Source organism: Planococcus beijingensis (genome assembly GCF_016820615.1).
Taxonomy (GTDB): domain Bacteria; phylum Bacillota; class Bacilli; order Bacillales_A; family Planococcaceae; genus Planococcus; species Planococcus notacanthi.
In genome coordinates this window covers 954,633-976,160 of sequence record NZ_JADHDZ010000001.1, presented here as the reverse complement: position 1 = coordinate 976,160, position 21,528 = coordinate 954,633, and the positions used below count along the sequence as shown (strand labels likewise).

Annotated in this window: 24 protein-coding genes; 7 read left to right on the top strand and 17 right to left on the bottom strand. The window is 42.8% G+C overall.

What is annotated here, in order from left to right; all coding sequences use genetic code 11:
• Positions 1–417: 417 nt before the first annotated feature.
• The gene (locus tag IRE19_RS04580) at positions 418–843 is read left to right on the top strand and encodes a hypothetical protein (RefSeq protein WP_203339710.1); all 426 of its coding nucleotides are present in this window, start codon (positions 418–420) and stop codon (positions 841–843) included.
• The gene (locus IRE19_RS04575) at positions 840–2,684 is read left to right on the top strand and encodes a tetratricopeptide repeat protein (protein ID WP_203339462.1); all 1,845 of its coding nucleotides are present in this window, start codon (positions 840–842) and stop codon (positions 2,682–2,684) included. The genes IRE19_RS04580 and IRE19_RS04575 overlap by 4 nt, the downstream gene beginning before the upstream one ends.
• 84 nt (positions 2,685–2,768) lie before the next feature.
• Here the strand turns inward: IRE19_RS04575 and IRE19_RS04570 are convergent, their stop codons facing one another.
• Entirely contained in the window at positions 2,769–3,011 is a 243-nt protein-coding gene (locus tag IRE19_RS04570; protein ID WP_203339461.1) for a hypothetical protein, read from the bottom strand.
• Between the two features lie 148 nt (positions 3,012–3,159).
• Complete coding sequence (locus IRE19_RS04565) at positions 3,160–4,197, bottom strand: zinc-binding alcohol dehydrogenase family protein (RefSeq protein WP_349291249.1); 1,038 nt, start codon at positions 4,195–4,197, stop codon at positions 3,160–3,162.
• A gap of 370 nt (positions 4,198–4,567) precedes the next feature.
• Here IRE19_RS04565 and IRE19_RS04560 point away from each other — a divergent pair, with 370 nt between their 5' ends.
• Entirely contained in the window at positions 4,568–6,895 is a 2,328-nt protein-coding gene (locus tag IRE19_RS04560) for an S-layer homology domain-containing protein (protein ID WP_203339460.1), read from the top strand.
• A 140-nt stretch (positions 6,896–7,035) separates the two neighbouring features.
• Positions 7,036–8,217 (top strand): MFS transporter, encoded by a 1,182-nt coding sequence (locus IRE19_RS04555; protein ID WP_191714183.1) that lies wholly within the window; start codon positions 7,036–7,038, stop codon positions 8,215–8,217.
• A 117-nt stretch (positions 8,218–8,334) separates the two neighbouring features.
• Here IRE19_RS04555 and IRE19_RS04550 read toward each other — a convergent pair whose 3' ends face one another.
• On the bottom strand, positions 8,335–8,544 hold the full coding sequence (locus IRE19_RS04550; RefSeq protein ID WP_191714182.1) for a YqkE family protein: 210 nt from the start codon (positions 8,542–8,544) through the stop codon (positions 8,335–8,337).
• 12 nt (positions 8,545–8,556) lie between these two features.
• Entirely contained in the window at positions 8,557–9,741 is a 1,185-nt protein-coding gene (locus IRE19_RS04545) for an acetyl-CoA C-acetyltransferase (RefSeq protein ID WP_191714181.1), read from the bottom strand.
• 81 nt (positions 9,742–9,822) lie between these two features.
• Between IRE19_RS04545 and IRE19_RS04540 the strand changes: the two genes are divergently transcribed.
• The gene (locus IRE19_RS04540; RefSeq protein WP_203339459.1) at positions 9,823–10,722 is read left to right on the top strand and encodes a hydroxymethylglutaryl-CoA lyase; all 900 of its coding nucleotides are present in this window, start codon (positions 9,823–9,825) and stop codon (positions 10,720–10,722) included.
• A gap of 12 nt (positions 10,723–10,734) precedes the next feature.
• Positions 10,735–11,715, top strand: a complete 981-nt coding sequence (locus tag IRE19_RS04535; RefSeq protein ID WP_191714179.1) for an alpha/beta hydrolase — start codon at positions 10,735–10,737, stop codon at positions 11,713–11,715.
• Between the two features lie 27 nt (positions 11,716–11,742).
• Here IRE19_RS04535 and IRE19_RS04530 read toward each other — a convergent pair whose 3' ends face one another.
• The 6 genes from IRE19_RS04530 to yneA form a co-directional block, all read right to left on the bottom strand.
• A complete protein-coding gene (locus tag IRE19_RS04530; protein ID WP_203339458.1) occupies positions 11,743–12,024 on the bottom strand; it encodes a hypothetical protein in 282 nt (93 codons plus the stop codon).
• Positions 12,025–12,156: 132 nt separating this feature from the next.
• Positions 12,157–12,399: a YneF family protein gene (locus IRE19_RS04525; protein ID WP_191714177.1), complete on the bottom strand. Its 243-nt coding sequence runs from the start codon at positions 12,397–12,399 to the stop codon at positions 12,157–12,159.
• A gap of 479 nt (positions 12,400–12,878) precedes the next feature.
• A complete protein-coding gene (tkt, locus tag IRE19_RS04520) occupies positions 12,879–14,882 on the bottom strand; it encodes a transketolase (protein WP_203339457.1) in 2,004 nt (667 codons plus the stop codon).
• Positions 14,883–14,969: 87 nt separating this feature from the next.
• On the bottom strand, positions 14,970–15,203 hold the full coding sequence (locus IRE19_RS04515; protein WP_191714505.1) for a DUF896 domain-containing protein: 234 nt from the start codon (positions 15,201–15,203) through the stop codon (positions 14,970–14,972).
• A gap of 58 nt (positions 15,204–15,261) precedes the next feature.
• The gene (locus tag IRE19_RS04510; protein ID WP_191714175.1) at positions 15,262–15,915 is read right to left on the bottom strand and encodes a YneB family resolvase-like protein; all 654 of its coding nucleotides are present in this window, start codon (positions 15,913–15,915) and stop codon (positions 15,262–15,264) included.
• Positions 15,912–16,229 carry a cell division suppressor protein YneA gene (gene yneA, locus IRE19_RS04505; RefSeq protein WP_203339456.1) on the bottom strand — a complete coding sequence of 106 codons (318 nt, stop codon included), beginning with the start codon at positions 16,227–16,229 and terminating at the stop codon, positions 15,912–15,914. The genes IRE19_RS04510 and yneA overlap by 4 nt, the downstream gene beginning before the upstream one ends.
• 165 nt (positions 16,230–16,394) lie before the next feature.
• Between yneA and lexA the strand changes: the two genes are divergently transcribed.
• Positions 16,395–17,015 (top strand): transcriptional repressor LexA, encoded by a 621-nt coding sequence (gene lexA / locus IRE19_RS04500; protein ID WP_191714173.1) that lies wholly within the window; start codon positions 16,395–16,397, stop codon positions 17,013–17,015.
• 63 nt (positions 17,016–17,078) lie between these two features.
• Here the strand turns inward: lexA and IRE19_RS04495 are convergent, their stop codons facing one another.
• The 7 genes from IRE19_RS04495 to glnA form a co-directional block, all read right to left on the bottom strand.
• Positions 17,079–17,813: a class I SAM-dependent DNA methyltransferase gene (locus tag IRE19_RS04495; protein WP_203339455.1), complete on the bottom strand. Its 735-nt coding sequence runs from the start codon at positions 17,811–17,813 to the stop codon at positions 17,079–17,081.
• Positions 17,814–17,910: 97 nt separating this feature from the next.
• A complete protein-coding gene (locus IRE19_RS04490; protein ID WP_191714171.1) occupies positions 17,911–18,105 on the bottom strand; it encodes a hypothetical protein in 195 nt (64 codons plus the stop codon).
• A 61-nt stretch (positions 18,106–18,166) separates the two neighbouring features.
• Positions 18,167–18,598, bottom strand: coding sequence for a hypothetical protein (locus IRE19_RS04485; RefSeq protein WP_191714170.1), 432 nt, complete (start codon positions 18,596–18,598; stop codon positions 18,167–18,169).
• Positions 18,599–18,745: 147 nt separating this feature from the next.
• Positions 18,746–18,934, bottom strand: a complete 189-nt coding sequence (locus IRE19_RS04480) for a hypothetical protein (protein WP_191714169.1) — start codon at positions 18,932–18,934, stop codon at positions 18,746–18,748.
• A 293-nt stretch (positions 18,935–19,227) separates the two neighbouring features.
• Positions 19,228–19,554 (bottom strand): hypothetical protein, encoded by a 327-nt coding sequence (locus IRE19_RS04475; protein WP_203339454.1) that lies wholly within the window; start codon positions 19,552–19,554, stop codon positions 19,228–19,230.
• A 249-nt stretch (positions 19,555–19,803) separates the two neighbouring features.
• Positions 19,804–19,932 (bottom strand): hypothetical protein, encoded by a 129-nt coding sequence (locus IRE19_RS18480; protein WP_255548218.1) that lies wholly within the window; start codon positions 19,930–19,932, stop codon positions 19,804–19,806.
• A 235-nt stretch (positions 19,933–20,167) separates the two neighbouring features.
• Positions 20,168–21,502, bottom strand: coding sequence for a type I glutamate--ammonia ligase (gene glnA, locus IRE19_RS04470; protein ID WP_191714167.1), 1,335 nt, complete (start codon positions 21,500–21,502; stop codon positions 20,168–20,170).
• Positions 21,503–21,528 lie beyond the last annotated feature (26 nt).

The following is a 21,528-nucleotide window of genomic DNA, read 5'->3' as shown; positions in this document are numbered from 1 at the left end:
ATCAATTACAAATTCATTCGTATGCTTTTATTATGTTAGTCCCCCATACAAGTTCCCATTAGGGAATGTCCTACAGAAGCACTGGAATTCCCTTGTTCATTGAAAACTGCAAAAATACTGTTTAGCCCAAAATTTCCATATTCCATTATTTATCGAGGGTTTCCGATAAGCTGTCCAATAAAATCAGGTTGTTTTTCATTGAGATATGCCTCAAGACAGTGAATTCCAGCAGATTCTTATTTTCTCCAATGAAAAACCGAAAAAAAATGCCGATTTCCATCTATTTTTCCAGCTTCAAAACTCCCCGTTTCTCATCGGATAAGGGAGTTCCCTCTTTCACCAAAGGAAATGCCCTAGCTGGAAAATCAGCGGTTTTTGGCATGTTATACTGAAAAAAAATGAGGGGAATGAATGACTATGTCAGGACCATCTTTGCGCCAGCTGCATGCCCATCATGCCATCCATGAAGGCGCCTTATCTGGAGCAGTAACTAAAACAGAAGAAGTTGAAGATTTATTGAGAGCTAAAGAATACGAAGTTGCCCATCAAGCGGCGGATCATTTGCTGGAGTATTGGGAAACACGGATCATCAGCCATGCGGATGCAGAGGAAGAAGGATTTTATCAGGAAATGATCGACCAGAAACCAGAACTCAAGCAAACAGTGGCTGATTTGACACGCGATCATGATATCTTGCGCATCATTGTGGCTGACATCAAAATATTGCTTGCAGAAGAAGGCCTCAGCTATGAGGTCATGAAACAGTTTCATGCACTTTTGGTAGTGAACGCCATCCATAGCCGCGATGAAGAACGTCTGCTGCTTCAGGAGCCTTCTATATGATAAAGGCGATTGGCAGAAACGAGCTTTGCCATTGTGAAAGCGGCAAAAAATATAAAAAATGCTGTGGGACGGGCGGATCCTCCAAGCTGATGATTGAAGAACAAAACAAAGTACTGCAAGGGACGCTTCGGGATTTTTTTGAAAATAATCCCCGTCGGTCAGAACAGAAAGAATTGGTGAAATGGAAAGATAAAGTCGAAAACCTTCTCGTCCCACTTTACGGAGAAGATAAATCGAATGGCATTATCGGAGATATCTTTTTCTTTTCTGAACGCGTCGATGTATGGAATAGTTTTATTGAACGGAAGATCATCAAGGAAGAAAGAATGCAAATCAAACTGATCCTTGAATCCTGGCTTAACCCACTGTTTATGGCCGGCGAAGTTCTTTCCGTTTCCAATTACCAAGCTCAAGTCCGTGATTTGCTGACTAAAGATATTATGGAAATTGAAGTTAATGAGTCTTTTCCGGTTGAAGCTGGAAACATAGCCACCGGTTTCTATTTGCCCGATGTCCGGATAGGCGAGCATTTCATGATGGTGTTGAACAGCCTGACGGTTGCTGTTAAAGTGAAACCGGAAAGTGTCCGAAAGCTTCAGGAGATGTATCAGTCATCCGAAACGGCAAACGCAAAGGAATTCTACAGCCGGAACATTTTGGCTGTTTACCAGCTCCTAAGCAGTGGCCTTCTGAGCACCGAAAAAGTCGCTTATGCTGTTCTTGAAACTGTGGAGGAATTGGAGAATTTCCTAATTGCCCATGATTTGAAGAGTGACGAATTAATCGAAGCCTTCTTTCATTACGCAGAACCCTTAGCAATAATTCCTAAAGAAGCGGTCGCCGGCGCAGTCCAATTTGCCATCGATCACCAATTGGTGAAGCTCGACTGGAAGACTGAAGAAACCGCACAGCATTTTGGCGTGGATACAGAAGGACTGACACTTTTCAAAAATGACCTCGGTTCTTTTTATCACACCGCCAAAAGCAAAGAAGACCCAGAGAAAGGAGCCGTTTATGCATTTGAAGTCGGAACGGATCCCAAAGGCAATGAACTGCAGAATTGGCAATTATATATGCATTTGAAAAATGCGACCATTACAAGTGAAAATGAATTGAAACGCCAGATGGAGTACTACCACAGCAAATCCTATGAACCGAAAACCAAAGCTGAAAAAGCTCAACTTCTTGCCTACAGTGCCTATACAACTATAAATCGGACCAGCCAAGTGGAGCAGATTCAGAGGTTGGATCCCCAAAATACAGATGCCTTCCTACTGGCAGCTGAAATGGAAGAGAATTTGTCCTTAAAAGAACAATTGCTTCAAAAAGCGGTTTCCAGCGGAAAAGAACGCTTTGAACCGGAAATGGATGTAGCTTGGTTGTACGTTCCAAACCGGCCGTATTTGAGATCCCTATTTTTGCTTGGAAATTTCTATTGGGAGCAAGCCCGCTTCGAAGAGGCTTTCCCTATTTATTATGAGGTGCTGCGTTTGAACCCAGGAGATCATCAGGGGGTAAGATATTTAGCGGTTTCGGCGTTAATCGCCTTGGGCCGCCTTAAAGAAGCCGAGAGTCTGATCAGCCATTACGAAGAAGAACTCAACGATAATGCATTCTATGCTTGGTTGAGGTGGTCTATGGAGCGGCAGAAAGGAATACTTTCCCAAACTGCTCAAACGACTTATATAGAAGCCATCGATCAAAATCCATACGTAAAGAAATATGTCGAACAACGGATTGCCGCTTTGCCTTATCCGAAATCGTCTGTCATCACCCCACGTTCTCCTGAAGAAGCAGGGCTAATCTGGACGTTTTTGGCACCTACTCTCGAGAATCTGTAAGCAAGATTCGAATCAGCAGAATAACTGAATAAATCAAAAAAGAGGCTGTTCTTCTTTAATAGAAGATGCAGCCTCTTAATTTATTCAGCTATTGATTGAACTTGTTTGATTGTCGTCTTTTGCAGAATCAAAATTCCCTTGACCAACCCTTTGGCGAATTTCATCTTCAGTTAACTTTCTTCCGATGGGTCCTGTCGGAATATCAGTGGAACTATTCTCTCTTTCCGCACGTTCCACTCGCGCAAAACCTGCATTCGTTTCACGGCCAATCCGTTCTCTTTCAGCCCTGCTTGAATAAGTTTCTTCCGGTTTTTTTTCATCAGCCATTGAAGTTCCTCCTTTTAATGATTGTCAACTAATTTTCCATCAAGCAGAAGTGTGGGTGGATACATATTCACCATAACATCATTTTTCTGATTATTCAAAACAGAAGAAAATTTATGGAATAATTTTGACTCAGTTTTCTTTTGGCATTTTAGGGATAAATCGGACCCTCAACAACAATTTTTCCGATAGTTCGCCCTGTGAGCAGGATCTCATAGGCTTCTTTTAATGTCTCTGGATAGAGAGGCGCAAGTTTTTTGGACATTGTCGAACGAATTTCCCCTTCATCCACCCAATCTGCTAACTGGTTCAGAATATGATGCTGTGAAATCATATCCTCTGTTTGATACACTGAGCGCGTATACATCAACTCATAGGAAAAGCTGACCGATTTTGAAAAAAAAGCTGGATGAAGCGGCTTCATTGCCGGTAAGATCGAACAGATTTTACCTTGTGGAAGGATAGCATTAGCCATGCTCTCCATGTGGTCATCGATATTGGTTAAACAGAATATATAATGAAACCCCGAAATACCCAAAGCTTCCAATTGCGGTTCAAAAGCTTCGTGATGATTGATGATAAAGTCTGTTTTATGATTCAACGCCCACTCTTTTGATTCTGGACGGGAAGCAGTTCCTACGACAGTCAATCCGGCTAATTTAGCCATTTGAGTGGCCACAGATCCCACCCCGCCTGCTGCACCGATAATCAAGATTACTTTTTCTTTGTTATCAGTCGGATTCCGTGATACACCAAGCCGATCAAAAAGCGCTTCGCTGGCTGTGACGCTGGTCAGAGGCAGTGCTGCAGCTTCCGCAAAACCGATGCTTTTCGGCTTCTTTCCAACAATCCGCTCATCTACCAGCTGGACTTCGCTAAGGCTTCCCTGCGCAATGCTTGTACCGGCATAAAACACTTCTTCTCCCACCTGAAACAACCTGCAGTCATCCCCTGTTTCTACAACAATTCCTGATGCATCACGTCCAACGACCGTTAATGTCTGATCATCTTCCCCTTTGGCGTCACGAGTCCGCAGATCCGTCGGATTGACCGATACCGCACGGACTTCAACAAGCAAATTTCTTCCTGCCGCTTTTGGACGGTCAATTTCAACCTTCTCAAAATTCGGCGCTGCTGTTTTCGATCCTGGATTATAAAAGCCCAATACATTCATCTTATCTTTACTCACTTTACTTCGCCGCCCTTTCAATCTTATGAATATTTATTGATAAATCTCCAGTCATTGTACTCTTCCCTCTAAATAGGTTCAAAAATTTTGCCTTTTTTTATGACAATGTTATCCAACTATAAAGCAGGTAATCCTGCCTTGTTTTATCCCATGTAAGCTGAAGGTAATGCTTCAGATAATTAAATATTCTAAAAATATGGAAAATTAAGTTGTTTTTTATTTTTTATTTGTTATTATGAATAAATAGGTTCACTAAAAAATAAAAGAAAGGATATATATCCCTGGTAAACTATTTTTTTATAATTAATTTTGTTTATTTAAGTCTTTTTTACCTACTAAACACGCAACACCCATTAAAGGAGGACAACAGATGATTAAAAAGTTTTTCACCACCACAGCGGCAGTAGCTTTAGTGCTAACCAGTGTTTCGTTAACTCCACTGGCAGCCCCGCAAAAACCAGAACAGGTAAAGCCTGCTAATTACTCAAAAGATGTCAGCCTTACCCCCACCTTAGAGGCTATTGTAAAAGATTCAACAGGGGCAGGCATCAAAACCGTCGATTTCAAAAAAGGATTCAAATATGATTTTGCAGGCAAAGGGATAACCGGCTTTGCAAATGATTCAGCCGACAACCCGATTACTGTGCCGATCCAAACAAATGCCGCTCCTTTAACGGGTGAACAAATAAAAGCGATGGCAGCTGACGACAGAAAAACAGCCGTCACCAAAAGCAGCAACGGCTTTCCTTCTCAACGTTTTGTAGTTGACGTCTCCAAGGACTTGGCAGCCGGCAACGCGATCCAGCTGTATTGGGAAGGAAAAACTTTGGCAAGTGGTTTAGCCAATCTTTCAGCATGGGATTATAAAGCGGGCAACTGGGTCGCTTTGAACCAGGCGGAAGGAAATGCAAAGGGCGAAGAAATTGTCCTGAAAGCTGAAATTGATAAAGAGAGATTCGTCAAAGATGGAAAAGTTCAGGCCATGGTCCACGATTCCGGAACGCTGACAGATTCCAAAGATGAAGACTTCTCTATGGTCTGGTTTACGGATACCCAATACTATGCACAGGATTTCCCTGAAGTCTGGACATCCATGACAGACTGGATGATCGACGAATACAAAAAAGGAACTTATGAGTACGCCATGCATACCGGAGACCTTGTCAATAATGTAATCGATGAGGAACAATGGAAAGTTGCAGAGGAAAACTTGGATCGGCTCGATGCTGCCAACATTCCGTATGGGGTACTAGCCGGTAACCATGATGTAGGAATCGACACCCTCAACAAAACTTATGATTATTCCATTTTCGCGAGATACGCTGGAATCGATCGCTTTAAAGACAAATCGTGGTTTGGTGAAGCAATGAACGAAGAAAATCAAAACCATTACGATTTGTTTTCTTTCGGCGATCATGATTTCATTTTTCTATATCTTGGCTACGGAAGAGATGGATCAGCTGAAACCGTCGCCTGGGCAAACAAAGTTCTTAAGCAGCATGCAGACCGCAATGCCATTGTCGGCATGCATGAGAATATCAATTCGTTGGCACAATACGTAACCGAACAAGCACGAGTGGTCAACAGAGAAATTGTCGTCCCTAATGAAAATGTTAAAATGGTCCTCAGTGGCCATCATCACGGCGCTAACTACCGTGTCAAACAGATTGAAAATGAAGATGGCTCAACACGTGAAGTGCTGGAAGTGTTGGCAAATCATCAGGGCAATACTGCTCCTGACCGTGGACAAGGCTATTTGAAGAAGCTGACGTTCGATCCAACGGATGAAACATTGGATTTTGTGTCATACTCTCCTTTCGAAAATGATTACGATTTCGAACAATTCGACCCTGCAAAAGAAAGCTTTACAGCCCAATTCGATTTGGCGGATGTAAAAGCAAAAGACAACCCTAGACAAATCGAAACGGATTATATGGCCGTCAACATCTATACCGACCAGGCTATCGGCCAGGATAAAGACTTGAAATCAGGCGAAGTGGCTTCTGCCGAGTGGAAAGGCTTAAGCAAAAACACCGTTTATCATTGGTACATGAATATAACCAATGCGGCAGGCGAGAGTGAAAAATCACCAATTTATCAATTTACGACTGGTTCAACTGCACCGGATCCAAAACCAGATCCAAAACCAGAACCGACAAAACCAACTTTCCCGGATGTAACGCCTGAAAAGCCTGCTTGGGCTTACGAAGCAATTGAGCGCATGGCAGCAGAAGGCATTATTAAAGGACATCCAGATGGAACTTTCAAATGGAGAGATGGAATTCAACGTCAACATGTATCACTAATGTTCGATCGCGCAGTGGACTTAGAAAATGAACTGCCATATAAAGCGTTCAAAGATGTTCCGAAATCGCATCCGAATTTCGATGCAATCACAGCAACACAACGTGCCGGAATTTTCGAAGGATATAACAACCTATTCCAACCGAAAAGCAAGCTGACACGCGAAGAGATGGCTAAGGTGCTAGTAACAGCGTTTGATATCGAAGCAAAAGGCTCCCATAACTTCCCAGATGTTAAAAAGGGCGGATGGTCAGATAAGTATATCGATACTTTGTACGCTGCTGGGATCACCATCGGTTCAACTAATGGAAAATTCAATCCAAAAGCCGACGTCACGAGAGCAGAGTTTGCTGTCTTCATGGACAGAGCATTGAAATATGATGAAACACATTAATTTTCAAAAAGGAACCTGCAGCCGCGGGTTCCTTTTTTTTCGTCCGAATAGCATCCGAGATATTCCTTATAAATTAACCATAGCCCCTTAAAAAATTCTATAATGGCTTTATCGATAAGGAATAGTAAGGAAGTGAAACAATGATCACTCGCCGAACTGTTATTTCACTCGGTATCTCTCAACTTATCTGCTGGGGAATTTCCTATTATTCGATCGCTGTATTCGGGACACGGATCGCTGCTGATTTGGACTGGAGCGAAACGACTGTCTATGGTGGATTTTCAACAGCCTTAGTGATTATGGCAATTACATCTCCACTGACGGGAAGATTAATCGACCGCTATGGCGGAAGCTTCGTTATGTCGGGGGGATCTGCCCTATTGTCATTAGGCTGCAGCGGCATTGCTTTATCCTATTCTATTGGGATTTATTATGTGTCGTGGGTGCTGCTCGGGTTTGCTATGCGCTTGACTCTCTATGATGCGGCATTTGCAGCATTAGCGCGTATAGGTGGCATACATGCAAAACGCCCCATTTCACAAATCACTCTTTTGGGCGGATTGGCTTCCAGCGTCTTTTGGCCTGTCGGTTTCATGTTAGCTGAAGCTTTCGGATGGAGAGCAGCTCTTCTAATTTATGCGGGATTTGCCCTTTTAACCATCCCTTTGCATCTATCTCTTCCTAAACAGCGGTTCAATAATAAAAAGGAGCTGCCGCCTTCTCTCCTTCCTGTCATTACTGCAGACAAAGAACGATGGGTCGCAGGCAGCCTCTATGCATTGATATTCACGCTGTTAAATATTTTGAACTCTGCCATGTCGACTTACATGATTACTATTCTTGCCGGCCTCGGTTTGACCGCCGCTCTTTCAGTATGGATTTCAACTCTCCGGGGAATAGGACAATCCTTTGCGCGTGTCTGCGAAGTTCTGTTCGGCGCCCGCCTCCATCCTATTTCATTGACAATTTTAGCTTCAGGTATATTGCCCCTTGGTTTTTTCAGCGGACTTCTCAGCGGCCGGTTCCTTATAGCTGCTTTATTGTTTGCATTTCTTTTCGGAGCCGGCAACGGATTGATGACGATTACGCGTGGAACCCTGCCGTTGATTCTGTTTGACCACAATACTTACGGAGCCACCGTAGGAAAATTATTAGTACCTGGCTTCTTGTTGTCTGCGATTTCACCCATTTTTTACACTTTTATCATCGATAAATACGGAGAACAAACAGCGCTTGTTGTTTCTGCAATATTGGCGTTTATCATTTTCGTTCTATCTCTGGTTCTCAAATCACGTTATCTTCACTGCCCTCAACAGAAATAGTTCAAACCACCCGATTTCTTGAAACAGAAACAGCCAACCTCAATTTTCGAGGTTGGCTGCTGTGATGAGTAGATTCGTTGCCTTTTCATATAAGAACTATTGTGTTCCTTTTTAAAACTAAAATTTATTCCCTTTATCTCCATGGCGCTCCAGAAGTTCAGCAAATGATAGATTCTTCTCGCGTTCTTTGCGTTCGAATAAACGCTGTGCTTCTTTTTCTTCTTCCAACTTCTGTTCGTGTTTCAACAATTCTTTTTTCGTTTCCTTCAGTTTTGCCAACACATCGTCAGACAACATACTGTTGGATTCTTCTTTTCTTTTAGCCATTGCTCTCTCTCCTTAAGGACGTTTAATAACCGTTGCGATCCCTTGGCCGCCGCCGATGCAAAGAGTCGCCAATCCCGTCTTAGCGTCACGTTTGATCATTTCGTGCAGCAAAGTGACAAAAATGCGTGTGCCGCTTGCGCCGATCGGGTGACCAATCGCAATGGCTCCTCCATTGACATTCAGTATATCATGATTAAACTTCAGCTCACGGTCAACCGCAATCGACTGCGCAGCAAACGCTTCATTTGCCTCGATCAGTTCAATGTCTTCTAATGCCATATCGGCTTTTTTCAAGGCATTTTTCACAGCTTGCACGGGACCGATTCCCATTACAGCGGGATCAACTCCTGCACTGCCGTTTGCTACTACAGTTGCCAGCGGCGTCAGTCCAAGTTCATCCGCTTTCGCTTTGGACATGACCACAACTGCAGCTGCACCATCGTTAATGCCTGATGCATTGCCCGCTGTCACACTACCGTCTTTTTTGAAAGCCGGACGCAGCTTTCCTAAACGCGCTTCATTGGAATCACTCTTAATGTATTCATCTGCCTTGAAGATAACTGGATCTCCTTTGCGCTGGGGAATTTCCACTGGCACAATTTCGTCATCAAATCTGCCAGATTCGACTGCAGCGGTGGCACGTGCTTGTGAGCGGGCAGCGAATTGATCTTGTTCTTCACGTGTGATGTCGTAACGATCACATAAATTCTCTGCAGTGACTCCCATATGGTAATCATTGAATGCACAGGTCAAGCCGTCAACGAGCATGCTGTCGACTACTTTCTGATCCCCCATGCGGAATCCACTGCGGGCATTTTCCATGAGATACGGTGCACGGCTCATGTTTTCCATTCCACCTGCAACGACAATGTCTGCATCCCCAGCATAAATCGCCTGGTAAGCGAGCTGAATAGATTTCAATCCAGATCCACAGACTTTGTTGATGGTCATAGCGGGCACAGTTTCCGGCAGCCCCGCATGGATGGATGCCTGGCGTGCTGGATTTTGGCCTAACCCGGCCTGAAGAACATTCCCCATAATGACTTCAGAAACTTGCTCCGGCTGAATCCCGGCGCGTCCGATCGCCTCTTTGATGACGATCGCTCCTAATTGTGTAGCCGGCACGTCTTTTAATGACCCTTGAAATGAACCTACCGCTGTACGGACAGCGCTTACAATAACGATTTCCTGTGACATGTACTTTTCCCCCTTGAGTGATTGTCTGTTAGTTGCTCTTTTATCCCTTCCCTATATACAATGGAAAGCAGGGGGGATATTATGTTCAGTTTACCAAAAAATGCAACAATTATCGAGGTCGGACCAAGGGATGGTCTCCAAAATGAAGGAAAACTTGTTACTACTGAAAATAAACTTCAATTTATAGCTGCTTTGCAGGACGCCGGAGTTCAGGAAATGGAGTTGACATCCTTTGTGTCTCCTAAATGGGTGCCGCAAATGGGTGATGCCCGGGATATCGTCACACAGACGAAAAAAACCGGGCGCCAATTCGTGTTGACACCAAATGAACGCGGCATCAATGCAGCTCTCGAAGCTGGAGCTCAATCACTCGCCGTCTTTGTTGGCGTTTCCAATACCTTCAATAAAAAAAATATCAATAAAACTACCGCTGAAAGCATGGAAACTTTAAAACCGTTGATTCTTAACTTGAAAGCACAAGGCACTTTTGTCCGCGCCTGTATATCGACTGCCTTTTACTGCCCATTTGAAGGAGCGGTATCACCGGAAGCAACACTGGATTTATGCCGCCAGTTCGTGGAATGGGGAGTCGACGAACTGAGCGTCGCCGATACCATCGGCATGGCGAATCCGAAGGAAAGCTATGAACTGTTTACTAAACTAATCGAAGCGTTTCCAGATGTCTTGATGACAGCCCATTTCCATGACACCCGCAGAATGGCCCTTGCCAACATACTGGCTTCGTTGCAGGCTGGCGTCACTCGGTTTGATGCTTCTGCAGGCGGCCTCGGAGGCTGTCCATTCGCACCAGGCGCAACCGGAAATGTCGCCACAGAGGATGTCGTCAATATGCTCCACCGGATGGGCATCAATACAGGAATTGATGAGAATCTTTTATATCAAGCCATCGAAAAAATCGAGCCCCACGTAACCAATCCAGTTGCCACAGGCATGTATACCTTATATAAAAACCAACCTTAAGGAGCTTATGCCATGAAAAAAAGATTGCTTTGGACTTCCGCCATTATATCAAGCGTCCTTACAGCAACAGCTACAGTTGCGGGATTTATCGCCAGCAACCGGCTGATGTATGTAAAGAAAAAAGATGAAAAGCTGATTCTAGAAAGGGAAACGAGCGCTAAACGCTATGATGAAGTCTGGTATGCCAATGTCCCTAAAAGCGAGCAATGGATCGAATCCGAGAATGGCTACCCGATAAAAGCTATTTTTCTCGAACCTCACGATACTAATCGCTATGTCATCATTTGCCATGGCGTGACCGAAACGAAAGTCAATTCTTTTAAGTACGCACGGATGTTTGAGCGTTTAGGGTTTAATTCGGTGGTTTATGACCATCGGCGCCATGGAGATTCCGGAGGAAAAACAACCAGTTTCGGACATTTTGAAAAAATCGATTTGAAAGCTGTCGTAGCTGCATTAAAACTGCATGTTGGTGATGAGCTTTTTTATGGCATCCACGGTGAATCCATGGGGGCTGCTACAACTTTGCTTTACGCCGGTATGGAAGACACCGCAGATTTCTATATCTCTGATTGCGCTTATTCCGACATTTATGAACAGATTCTGCATGTCATGAAAACCACGACACCCCTGCGCACAACTTTGGCTCTGCGACTCGCCAGTTTGTTCATGAAAATGCGTGATGGCTATTCCATTTCTACTGTTTCTCCGAGGGAAACAGTAGCCAATATAAAAAAACCTGTGCTCTTCATACACAGTATTCATGATGATTTTGTCCTGGCGAAAATGAGCGAGGAACTTTATGCATTAAAAGAAGGACCAAAACAATTGAAAATGTTTGAAGAAGGCGCACATGCGCAATCTTTCAACAGCAACCCTGATCAATACGAAGAGGCAGTTGCAAATTTCCTGATGAAGTATGATTTACTGACGCCTAAACAACAGGACCTACACACTATCTCAGCAAATTCGGCCGTGTCTATCGTAAAATGACAAAAGCACTCCGCGGAGTGCTTTTTATTATGGTTTCTTCTTTTTGTTGAGGACCAACTTCATGCCTGCCTGCCCTTCAGCGCCAATGAACAATTCCGTAATCGGTCCACTTTTTACAATACCGGTAACGTGGAGTTCGATTGTATCTAAGCTATAATCTGTCATATCTTTCACCAAATCATCGATCTTATCCAATGAGACGGGAAAAGCCTTTTTCAATTGATTGCTTTCAAGATGAAACTTCCCTGCTTCCTTGGCATCTTCTTCAATGACCGGTAAATAAAACAGCAGTTCTTCATTTTCCGCCATCCTGAATTCCTCCTTTGATTTCTGCATACAAGCCGCCATCAAAAATTGGCATCTTACTGGCTCAATACCCGAAATCCGAAATTCTAATAGCAGATTCGAACAAAATAAAAAAAGCACTCCGAAGAGTACTTTTTATTTTTTAGCAGTTTTGCTAGGTTTGGTTGACGCTTTATTCATTTGAGTCATCATTTGATTGATTTTTTTCTGAGACGGTTTTTGTCCCATTTGCATCATCATGATTCGCAGCATTTCTTCATTGATTGGTGGGTTATCTTGCAAATATTTCATCATATATCGACGTGCGATAAAGAATCCAAGTGCAACACCTGCGAGTAAAGCCACGATAACGATTACGATCCAGATCCATGTATCCATTCTTGTTACCTCCTTCGTGTTGCGTAAATAAGTAGTGCACCACAATGGATTATACTATAAAAAAGGAATTGTGACCATAAGGAGGAAAATAATAAAGTGAAACTTCAATCAGTAGGGGTCTTCACCCCCTTACTGATCGAAAAGCGGGAGATCTTACTGCCCGTTAAAGCGGGATAAAGTGAAACTTCAAACAGTAGGGGTCTCCCCCCCTTACTGATTGTTAGTTGAACCAATCGGACTTTTACGGTCAGTGGATCTCCTGCTTGTCAAAGCAGGAGACCATACTGCCCGTTAAAGCGGGATAAAGTGAAACTTCAATCAGTAGGGGTCTCTCCCCCTTACAGATCGAAAAGCGGGAGATCTTATTGCCCGTTAAAGCGGGATAAACGAAACATCACCTTTTTTACTGCTCATCAAATAGAAAAGGGGCTGCCCACTAAAAGTCATTTTTCATGACCTTTTGGGACAGCCCTTCCATATTAGTTTTCGTTGATTAAGTTTTTCACTTTGTTTGCAACATTGTCAGCTGTGAAGCCGAACTCTTCCATGATGCGATCTCCCGGTGCACTTGCACCGAAACGGTCGATTGCAAGAATATCGCCTTCGTCGCCTGTATAGCGATCCCAACCGAATGAAGTACCGACTTCAATAGCCAGGCGTTTCTTGACAGTTCTTGGAATGACGGATTGCTTGTATTCTTTATCCTGTTTTTCAAAACGATCCCATGATGGCATTGAAACGACAGAAACTGCAATTCCTTCTTCAGCCAATTGCTTTTGTGCAGCTACAGCCAAGCTAACTTCCGATCCAGTCGCAAGCAATAGCGCTTGTGGATTTTCAGCAGGGGACACAACGTATGCACCCTTCTCCACGCCAGCTTCTGCAAGTTCTGCGCTATTTTCCAAAATTGGCAAGTCCTGACGAGAAAGAACCAATAAAGTCGGTGTAGTTTTCGCCGTCAACGCCAAACGCCATGCCGCTTTTGTTTCGTTAGCATCAGCGGGACGAACAACGCTCAAGTTCGGCATTGCACGAAGAGAAGCCAAATGTTCAACCGGTTCATGTGTTGGGCCATCTTCGCCTACAGCTACGCTATCATGTGTGAAGACATAAGTGACAGGAAGCCCCATTAATGCAGCCAGACGGATTGCTGGACGGACATAATCACTGAAGACGAAGAACGTTCCGCCGAAGACATGAAGTCCGCCATGAAGAGCCATACCGTTTAAGGCTGCACCCATTGCAAATTCACGCACACCAAACCAGATATTGCGTCCTTCAGGATGTTCAGCGTCAAAATCGCCAGCGCCTTTGATGTTCGTTTTGTTGGATCCAGCAAGGTCAGCACTGCCTCCGAAGAAGGAAGGAACTGTTTTAGCGATTGCATTGATCATATCTCCTGAAGAAGAACGAGTTGCTTGTTTCTTACCGAATTCATATGTCGGGAACTCTGCATCAAAGTTCTCTGGAAGATCACCACGGATCGCCATCTGCAATTGTTCCGCCAATTCCGGATGTGCTGATTCGTATTGTGAATACAATTCGTTCCATTGTGACTCAGCTTTTGCCCCAAGCTCTTCAGTTGCCTGTTGGAAAGTTTCATATACTTCCTCCGGCACATGGAAATCTTGCTCGAAAGTCCACTCGTAGTATTCTTTAACCAATTTCATTTCATCTTCACCAAGCGGCGCGCCGTGTGCATCTGCTTTACCTGATTTGTTCGGAGCTCCGTAACCGATAACGGTTTTGACTTCGATTAATGTCGGTTTGTCTGAAGATTCTTTGGCTTGTGCGATTTTTTCTGATAAGTCGTCCAATACATTGCCATCGTCTACGCGCAAATAGTTCCAGCCGTATGATTCAAAACGTTTTTGAACATTTTCAGAGAAACTCTTGCCAAGTGGACCGTCCAACGAAATGTCGTTGCTATCATATAGAACAACCAATTTGTTTAATTTCAAGTGGCCCGCAAGAGAAATAGCTTCTCCGGCAACGCCTTCCATCAAATCTCCATCACCGCATAAAGCGAAAGTGTTGTGATCGACGATATTCATTCCTTCTTTATTGTAAGTAGCCGCTAAATGACGCTCAGCCATTGCCATACCGACGGCCATACCAATTCCCTGTCCTAGTGGACCGGTCGTTGCTTCAACGCCTGTAGTGTGGCCATATTCGGGATGTCCAGGTGTTTTTGAATCCCATTGACGGAAGTTTTTGATTTCATCCATTTCTAAACCATAGCCGCTTAAATGAAGCAAACTGTATAGAAGCATGGAACCATGTCCAGCGGATAACACAAAACGGTCACGGTTAAACCAATCCGGATTTTTTGGATTGTGGTTCATATGCTTAGTCCACAAAGTATATGCCATTGGAGCTGCGCCCATTGGCAATCCTGGATGACCAGAATTTGCTTTTTCGATTGCATCGATGGAAAGTGTACGAATTGTTGTCACTGCAAGTTGATCTGCGTGGGTTGACATAGTAACATCCTCTCTCAAACAAAAATATAATCCCTTTCTAGTTTAGTCAACAATAGAAAAGAATACAATGAAAAAGAGAATAAGTATTTAATTCAAATACTTATTCTCTCGAATATTTTTGACCTTTTCTGGCGTTACGTCGTTCCCATTCGGGTCAATTACTTTTACATTTTCAATTGTTCCACGCATCGTTTTACGGAACGTTTGCAAATATTCCTGGCGCAAAGAAGATTGTTCTTTTGCTTCTTCTTTGGATAATCCAGTCGTTTTCGATTTACGTGATAGTTCATTAATTCTAGTTAATTTGTCTGGTGATAACATAGACATCCACCTTTCTTCTTTTCATATGGTACAAAAAAAGTAAGGTTTCTGCAATGTTTTAGTCTTTCATCAGCTTTTCGTATTCCTTATATCGCCGATGAACCGTCGCCTTGCTCGCTTGGTAGCCGAATCCTTGCAAGGTTACAGCAATTTCACTGAAAGTCAGCCCATTAGTTTTCAGGCTGACAATTTGATCGATAGGCAGATCCAAGCGTTCACGCCCATCAGGATTGCCTTTGCCTTTTAGATTTTTTTCCGGTTTATAGCCATTTTCCACAGCGCGTTTCATGCCCCGCTTGATTTTGGCATTATGTATTTTGCGCTGATATTCTTCAACGATTGCCAGAATTTCAAGCACCATGTCATCCATATCATTAAGGGCTATTGGCCCCATATCCGATAAGGTATAAACTTCCACGCCATATTTCTTCATGACATGCAAAAGAGCAATACGTGCGTGCCCTCTGCCCAAACGCGTTTCATCCTGAATAAAAACGGCATCGATTTTGTCTCCCTTAATGCAATTAAGCATTTCAAGCAGACCGTCACGATCCATTTCGTATCCACTGTGCTGATCGGTGTATACACCATCCACTTTATAAGATTGTTCAAACGCGAATTTCATCAGTTCTTCTTCCTGTCTCTCAAGGGAGGATTCCTGCGTATCTTTGGTCGTGCTGACACGGCAATAAATTAATGCATTTTTCTTCATTCAGCATCACCTGCAAATTTAATGGTCTCATCAGGAGCAAATTTCAATTGGTCGCTTGGAATCTTAAGGGATTGTCCTGCAATGATTTTTGGAGTAGAAAGGTTGTTTTCTTTCATAATCTCCTCTATCCATTCATGATGGGGAGTCGCGCCACTGAAAGATTCAGCTAAAGTCCAAAGCGTATCGCCTTCTTCTATTTCAACTTGGCTCATTGATGTACTGTTTGTATTATGGGACAGTATGGCGTAAAAAGTAAATACCACAATTAATGAGAAAAATGCGATAAGATAAGAATTTTGTCGAATGAATGTCATTTGAACCGCCTCCTAATAATTTGTGTTCGGAATGTATGTTCTCATATTAATGCGAACAGGTGTTTTTGTCAAGAATAAAATTCGAACCTATGTTTGCATTTCAATGCCCGAGTTGGTATACTATTGGTAGAAATCAAGTAGAATTACTCAAATGAGGTGAAACTGTTGAAAAAAGTATCCAAACGCCAGGAAGACATTCTGTCATTTATAAAAGAGGAAGTTCGGCTGAAAGGCTATCCGCCATCCGTACGCGAAATCGGTGAGGCAGTCGGTCTTGCATCCAGTTCGACTGTACATGGACATTTAGCGCGTCTTGAAAGCAAAGGCTTGATCAGACGGGATCCCACTAAGCCGAGAGCCATTGAAGTAATAAGCACTGATGAAGCGTTAATCGATAAAAGTCCGGTACTGCATGTTCCTTTGATCGGTAAAGTAACTGCCGGTGTTCCTATTACAGCAATTGAGAACGTGGAAGAGTATTTCCCGCTTCCGCAAAGTTATGGCACTGAAGATGATCACATCTTCATGCTGGAGATCATGGGTGAAAGTATGATCGAAGCCGGAATTTTGAACGGAGATTATGTAGTGGTTAAGCAGCAGCAGACCGCGGATAATGGGGACATTGTTGTCGCAATGACGACTGAGGATGAAGCAACAGTCAAACGCTTCTTCCGAGAAGAAAATTATTTCCGTCTTCAGCCTGAAAATTCATCAATGGATCCGATCATTGTAGACCAAGTATCAATTCTTGGTAAAGTTGTAGGCGTTTACCGCCAAATCCATTAAAAAAAACCGGGGAAATCCCCGGTTTTTTTTAATGGATATTTATATTATGTAAACAATTTCGATTTAGCGTTTATGACAGCTGAAAGCTAAAATTACAGGAATTCTCATTCTCCTACTATACTCTTCATCAGAACTGAAATATTGACGTTCGGGCTTCCCTTCCCGAACATTCGTTACGCTAAATCCCGCGTTTGTCAAAGAAGTAAAATAGCTTTCAATGGTCCGGTGATGCTTGACGACAATTTTATCGATCCACGGTTCGTGCCGTTCCCCTTCTTTAAAGTAATCGTCCACCAGCCAGTTGCTTCTTTTTTCTCCTGACATTTTACTTGAAAAAGATGAGGTCGTCAGTGGATGCTGCACACTAAACACAAATTTCCCCTCAGCTTTTAAGGATTCATATACATTTCGGAATAGTTCGTCCACTTCCAGTAAATAATGGATGGCTAATCGAGAGGAGACAATGTCATAGGTATTTTCAGGAAAGACAAATGACTCCATAATTGCCAATGTCAGATCGGCATTGACACCCTCCAAATTTGCAGCCGCTAAGCCGATCATTTCTTCAGACCCTTCTACACCATGATAATAATGCGCTCCTGCTTCCAACAGTTCTTTTCCGAATAAGGCATCTCCACATCCTAAATCGAGTATTTCCTGGTTTTGAAAGTTGCCAAGCAACCCATAGATTATTGGTTTTTCAATGCTGTTATTAGGGCTCTCCGCCCGATTTCTTCTTTGCAGAAAGTTCTTCAAAAAATCTTTTTCCTCGTAAGCACTCGATCCTCTGAATTCCATTCATTTGCCTCCCAATCGAATTGTCATGCAAAAAATCTTTTAAAAAAAGGAGTTGCGCAAGCAACACCTTAAGTGCAGCTTGCCGAGAAAAAATCTTCTACAGTTCGCTGACGATAATATATTTAACTAAATTGATAGTAATGCGATAAATATTGCCTGTTTGTTCATCTGAAATTTCATAAGTGCCATTGGAAGGAATCTTGCTTAATGCCGATTCTTTATCTACAGCCTGGACATTGTGTACGATGGTATTGCCTTGATCAAAATAAAACTCTACGCGAAACGGTTTCATGCAATAGCCTCCTTTAAACTTTTACTTTATCTTCGTGACTCAGTTTAGCATATATCCTTCATTATTGCTGTTTGTATAATTCCTTGTATACGATCACTTTCAGGGCAAGCAGCTCTTCTTCATTCAAATCCTCTTCAAGCTTCTGAATCACTTCGTCTGCTGACATCGTGCCATCTTCAATTCCCGATTTCATTTTAGCCAGATCCGCAATGCCGACCTTTTTGATGACCGTACCCGCCGCATCTCCAGTTGTTTCAAATGGCAAAGGCATACTCTCTTCCTCTGCAATTTTGGCTTCTTCTACATATTCAAGCATTTGTGGATCACTTTCAACATATTCCACCACTTTTTCCATTTGCCCGTTGTTCCGAAGCTCTTCTGTCGCCTCGGCGACCAGCCGGTCGGTCGACAAATCGGGTCCGATAACATATGTGCCAATGCCTGCAAACGAAAAGAAGATTAAAAAAACAATGATAGACATTAAAAAGCGCATAGCCGATTCCCCCTCCGTTTTTAGACTATTATAACAGTAGACACAAAAAAGTGTATAAAGTTACCAAAAAAGAATAACCTCGCAGTTCGTTCTTTGCAGAACGGACGACAAGGTTATTTCTTTTACTCAAGCATGTTCATCAATTAATCATCGTTTCTGCTGCTCAGCAATCCACCAGTCAATGTGTTCTAAATTAAAGATCACAGTGTCTTGGAATGCTTTGCGGTGCGGAATCTTTCTTTTCGACATTAAATCTGTAATCTGCTCTGCAGCCAATGGATAATTCACTGATTCCAAATATTCTACAAGATTCGAAAGTCCTTGGATTTTCCTCAAATTAATCGCCTCCCACAGAATCTTTCTTCTTTCAAGAGAAAGAAAAATTCAGTATGAGTTATTAACTTTTCAGGCTGCAACTAATTATAACCTTAATTGACCGGCTGTAAACTATAAAAAGGTATTCTTCGCATACTCTGCATATTTTCATCATAAATTTCACAAAGCCTGTTTAGTTAGAATCAGGATATTTTCAAGCAACAGCAAGACAAAGAGATATCCGCTTGCATCTGGAATCTTTCTTGGCCAGCACATAAAAAAACAGCATCTCCGAGGAGAAACTGTTTTCATGTTTATTTTTTCTGCAGAGTCAGAACAGCATAACCTTTATCGGCTTTGAAGCTCCAATCGACAAAAATTTCATTTATCGGTCTCTTCAGTATCTTTTCCAATGTTGATTGTTTAAATAATTTATCTTCTAATGGCCGTTTAGCCAGTTTCAAGGGGTCTTCAATACCCATGCCTATCCATTCATTTTCGAGCAGAGTATAGATGTCTGTACGACGAATCAGCAGGGTTCTTTCAATATCACCGAAACAGTTCAGTAAATCCGAGGTTCTTTGCTCCAGTTCACTTATTTTAATGATTCCATCGAAGAGAGCCTGCTCGTTAACTTCCATCAGCCTAGGCTCTATTTCTATCACGCTTTCTTCCAAGACAGTAAGAATCACACCCGACCTGTTCACTAAATTCCAAACGGCATACTGTTCTTTAATCTTGTGGCCTGCTTCTTTTAAAAACTCCGTTGAAATTCTTCGCCAATTATTTGAGGAGCAATTGAAGCCGGAATCCCTTTAACAGGAAACACACACAGATATTCCACCATCAACGAGAATCACTCAATTCTCAACCGTGAAGCATTCTGCTGATCAAGAATCGACGCGGTGGCTTTCTTCATAAGCACGTTCTTCTTTGTGGTAACGGATGTATGATTTTCCGAAAGCGACTAAAGACGTGATCCAGAGAGAAATTAGAATTGCGTATAAGACAATGAACATAATGATTCCTCCTCTTTTACTAATCAGCAACATAGTCAAATATTAACTTTCTTTTTTTAAAAACTTTTTAATATCTCAGTCTGCCAGGTCATTGCCAATTAGTCGCTTTAGCGCACGAATAAGTTTCTATTAGTTTTCAATTTCCATTATTTTTTTTCATTTTCTCTTTCTGGACTCGACGGAAAACAGAAAAAAGCCGTTGGCGCTTTGCAGCACCAACGGCTTAAGGTAATTTTTAGTACATCTTCAAGTATTGCTCGCGTTCCCACGGGTGGACGCTTGTGCGGAACATATCCCATTCGATTTCTTTCGCTTCGACGAAATTGTTCAAAATGTGGCTTCCCAATGCTTTTGTCATTACTTCATCTTTTTGCAATTCCTGCAAAGCGTTGTAAAGTGTGCTTGGAAGATCTTCGATCCCAACTGCTTCACGCTCTTTTTGGTTCATTGCATAGATATTGCGGTCTACAGCATTTGGTGGAGTCAGTTTTCTTCTGATTCCATCAAGGCCTGCGCCAAGAAGAACAGCCATCGCTAAGTATGGATTAGCTGCCGGATCGACTGAACGCACTTCTACACGTGTAGACAAACCGCGTGATGCTGGAATACGCACTAACGGGCTACGGTTCTGGCCTGACCATGCAATGTAACAAGGCGCTTCATAACCTGGCACAAGACGTTTGTACGAGTTTACAAGCGGGTTTGTTACAGCTGTAAAGCCTTTCGCGTGTTCAATGATTCCAGCGATGAATTGGTAAGCTGTCTCACTCAATTTCATTTCGCCGTCTTCATCCAGGAATGTGTTGCGATTTCCATCAAACAAGGAAAGGTTCATGTGCATTCCTGAACCGCTGACACCAAATAGTGGTTTCGGCATGAACGTAGCATGAAGGCCATGTTTACGGGCAATGGTCTTAACAACCAGCTTAAAGGTTTGGATTTCATCACATGCTTGTACGGCATCTGCATATTTAAAGTCGATTTCGTGTTGTCCTGGTGCCACTTCGTGGTGGGAAGCTTCGATTTCAAAGCCCATTTCTTCCAGTTCAAGAACGATGTCGCGTCTGCAGTTTTCGCCCAGGTCCATCGGTGCCAAGTCAAAATAGCCGCCGTGGTCATTCAATTCAAGAGATGGTTCGCCTCTTTCATCAAGTTTGAACAGGAAGAATTCCGGCTCTGGTCCAAGGTTGAAATGCGTAAATCCTAGCTCTTCCATTTCCTTTAATACACGTTTTAAGTTTGTACGTGGATCTCCAGCAAATGGCGTGCCATCTGGGCTGTAGATGTCACAGATTAAACGTGCAACTTTTCCTTTTCCTGTGATCCAAGGGAATACAACCCATGTATCCAAGTCAGGGTATAGGTACATATCAGATTCTTCAATGCGTACAAAACCGTCAATGGAAGATCCATCAAACATCATTTTGTTATCGAGTGCTTTGTCCAATTGGGATGTCGGTATTTCAACGTTTTTGATGACCCCAAGAATATCTGTAAATTGCAGACGGATAAAATTAACGTTCTCTTCTTTTACTAATCGTTGAATGTCTTCTTTTGAATACTTGCCCATGTTCTCTTCACTCTCCTATAAATATT

Coding starts and splice junctions, on each gene's coding strand:
- IRE19_RS04580 (WP_203339710.1), top strand. CDS start 418: ATGTCAGGACCATCTTTGCGCCAGCTGCATGCCCATCATGCCATCCAT.
- IRE19_RS04575 (WP_203339462.1), top strand. CDS start 840: ATGATAAAGGCGATTGGCAGAAACGAGCTTTGCCATTGTGAAAGCGGC.
- IRE19_RS04570 (WP_203339461.1), bottom strand. CDS start 3,011: ATGGCTGATGAAAAAAAACCGGAAGAAACTTATTCAAGCAGGGCTGAA.
- IRE19_RS04560 (WP_203339460.1), top strand. CDS start 4,568: ATGATTAAAAAGTTTTTCACCACCACAGCGGCAGTAGCTTTAGTGCTA.
- IRE19_RS04555 (WP_191714183.1), top strand. CDS start 7,036: ATGATCACTCGCCGAACTGTTATTTCACTCGGTATCTCTCAACTTATC.
- IRE19_RS04550 (WP_191714182.1), bottom strand. CDS start 8,544: ATGGCTAAAAGAAAAGAAGAATCCAACAGTATGTTGTCTGACGATGTG.
- IRE19_RS04545 (WP_191714181.1), bottom strand. CDS start 9,741: ATGTCACAGGAAATCGTTATTGTAAGCGCTGTCCGTACAGCGGTAGGT.
- IRE19_RS04540 (WP_203339459.1), top strand. CDS start 9,823: ATGTTCAGTTTACCAAAAAATGCAACAATTATCGAGGTCGGACCAAGG.
- IRE19_RS04535 (WP_191714179.1), top strand. CDS start 10,735: ATGAAAAAAAGATTGCTTTGGACTTCCGCCATTATATCAAGCGTCCTT.
- IRE19_RS04530 (WP_203339458.1), bottom strand. CDS start 12,024: ATGGCGGAAAATGAAGAACTGCTGTTTTATTTACCGGTCATTGAAGAA.
- IRE19_RS04525 (WP_191714177.1), bottom strand. CDS start 12,399: ATGGATACATGGATCTGGATCGTAATCGTTATCGTGGCTTTACTCGCA.
- tkt (WP_203339457.1), bottom strand. CDS start 14,882: ATGTCAACCCACGCAGATCAACTTGCAGTGACAACAATTCGTACACTT.
- IRE19_RS04515 (WP_191714505.1), bottom strand. CDS start 15,203: ATGTTATCACCAGACAAATTAACTAGAATTAATGAACTATCACGTAAA.
- IRE19_RS04510 (WP_191714175.1), bottom strand. CDS start 15,915: ATGAAGAAAAATGCATTAATTTATTGCCGTGTCAGCACGACCAAAGAT.
- yneA (WP_203339456.1), bottom strand. CDS start 16,229: ATGACATTCATTCGACAAAATTCTTATCTTATCGCATTTTTCTCATTA.
- IRE19_RS04495 (WP_203339455.1), bottom strand. CDS start 17,813: ATGGAATTCAGAGGATCGAGTGCTTACGAGGAAAAAGATTTTTTGAAG.
- IRE19_RS04490 (WP_191714171.1), bottom strand. CDS start 18,105: ATGAAACCGTTTCGCGTAGAGTTTTATTTTGATCAAGGCAATACCATC.
- IRE19_RS04485 (WP_191714170.1), bottom strand. CDS start 18,598: ATGCGCTTTTTAATGTCTATCATTGTTTTTTTAATCTTCTTTTCGTTT.
- IRE19_RS04475 (WP_203339454.1), bottom strand. CDS start 19,554: ATGGAAGTTAACGAGCAGGCTCTCTTCGATGGAATCATTAAAATAAGT.
- IRE19_RS18480 (WP_255548218.1), bottom strand. CDS start 19,932: ATGTTCATTGTCTTATACGCAATTCTAATTTCTCTCTGGATCACGTCT.
- glnA (WP_191714167.1), bottom strand. CDS start 21,502: ATGGGCAAGTATTCAAAAGAAGACATTCAACGATTAGTAAAAGAAGAG.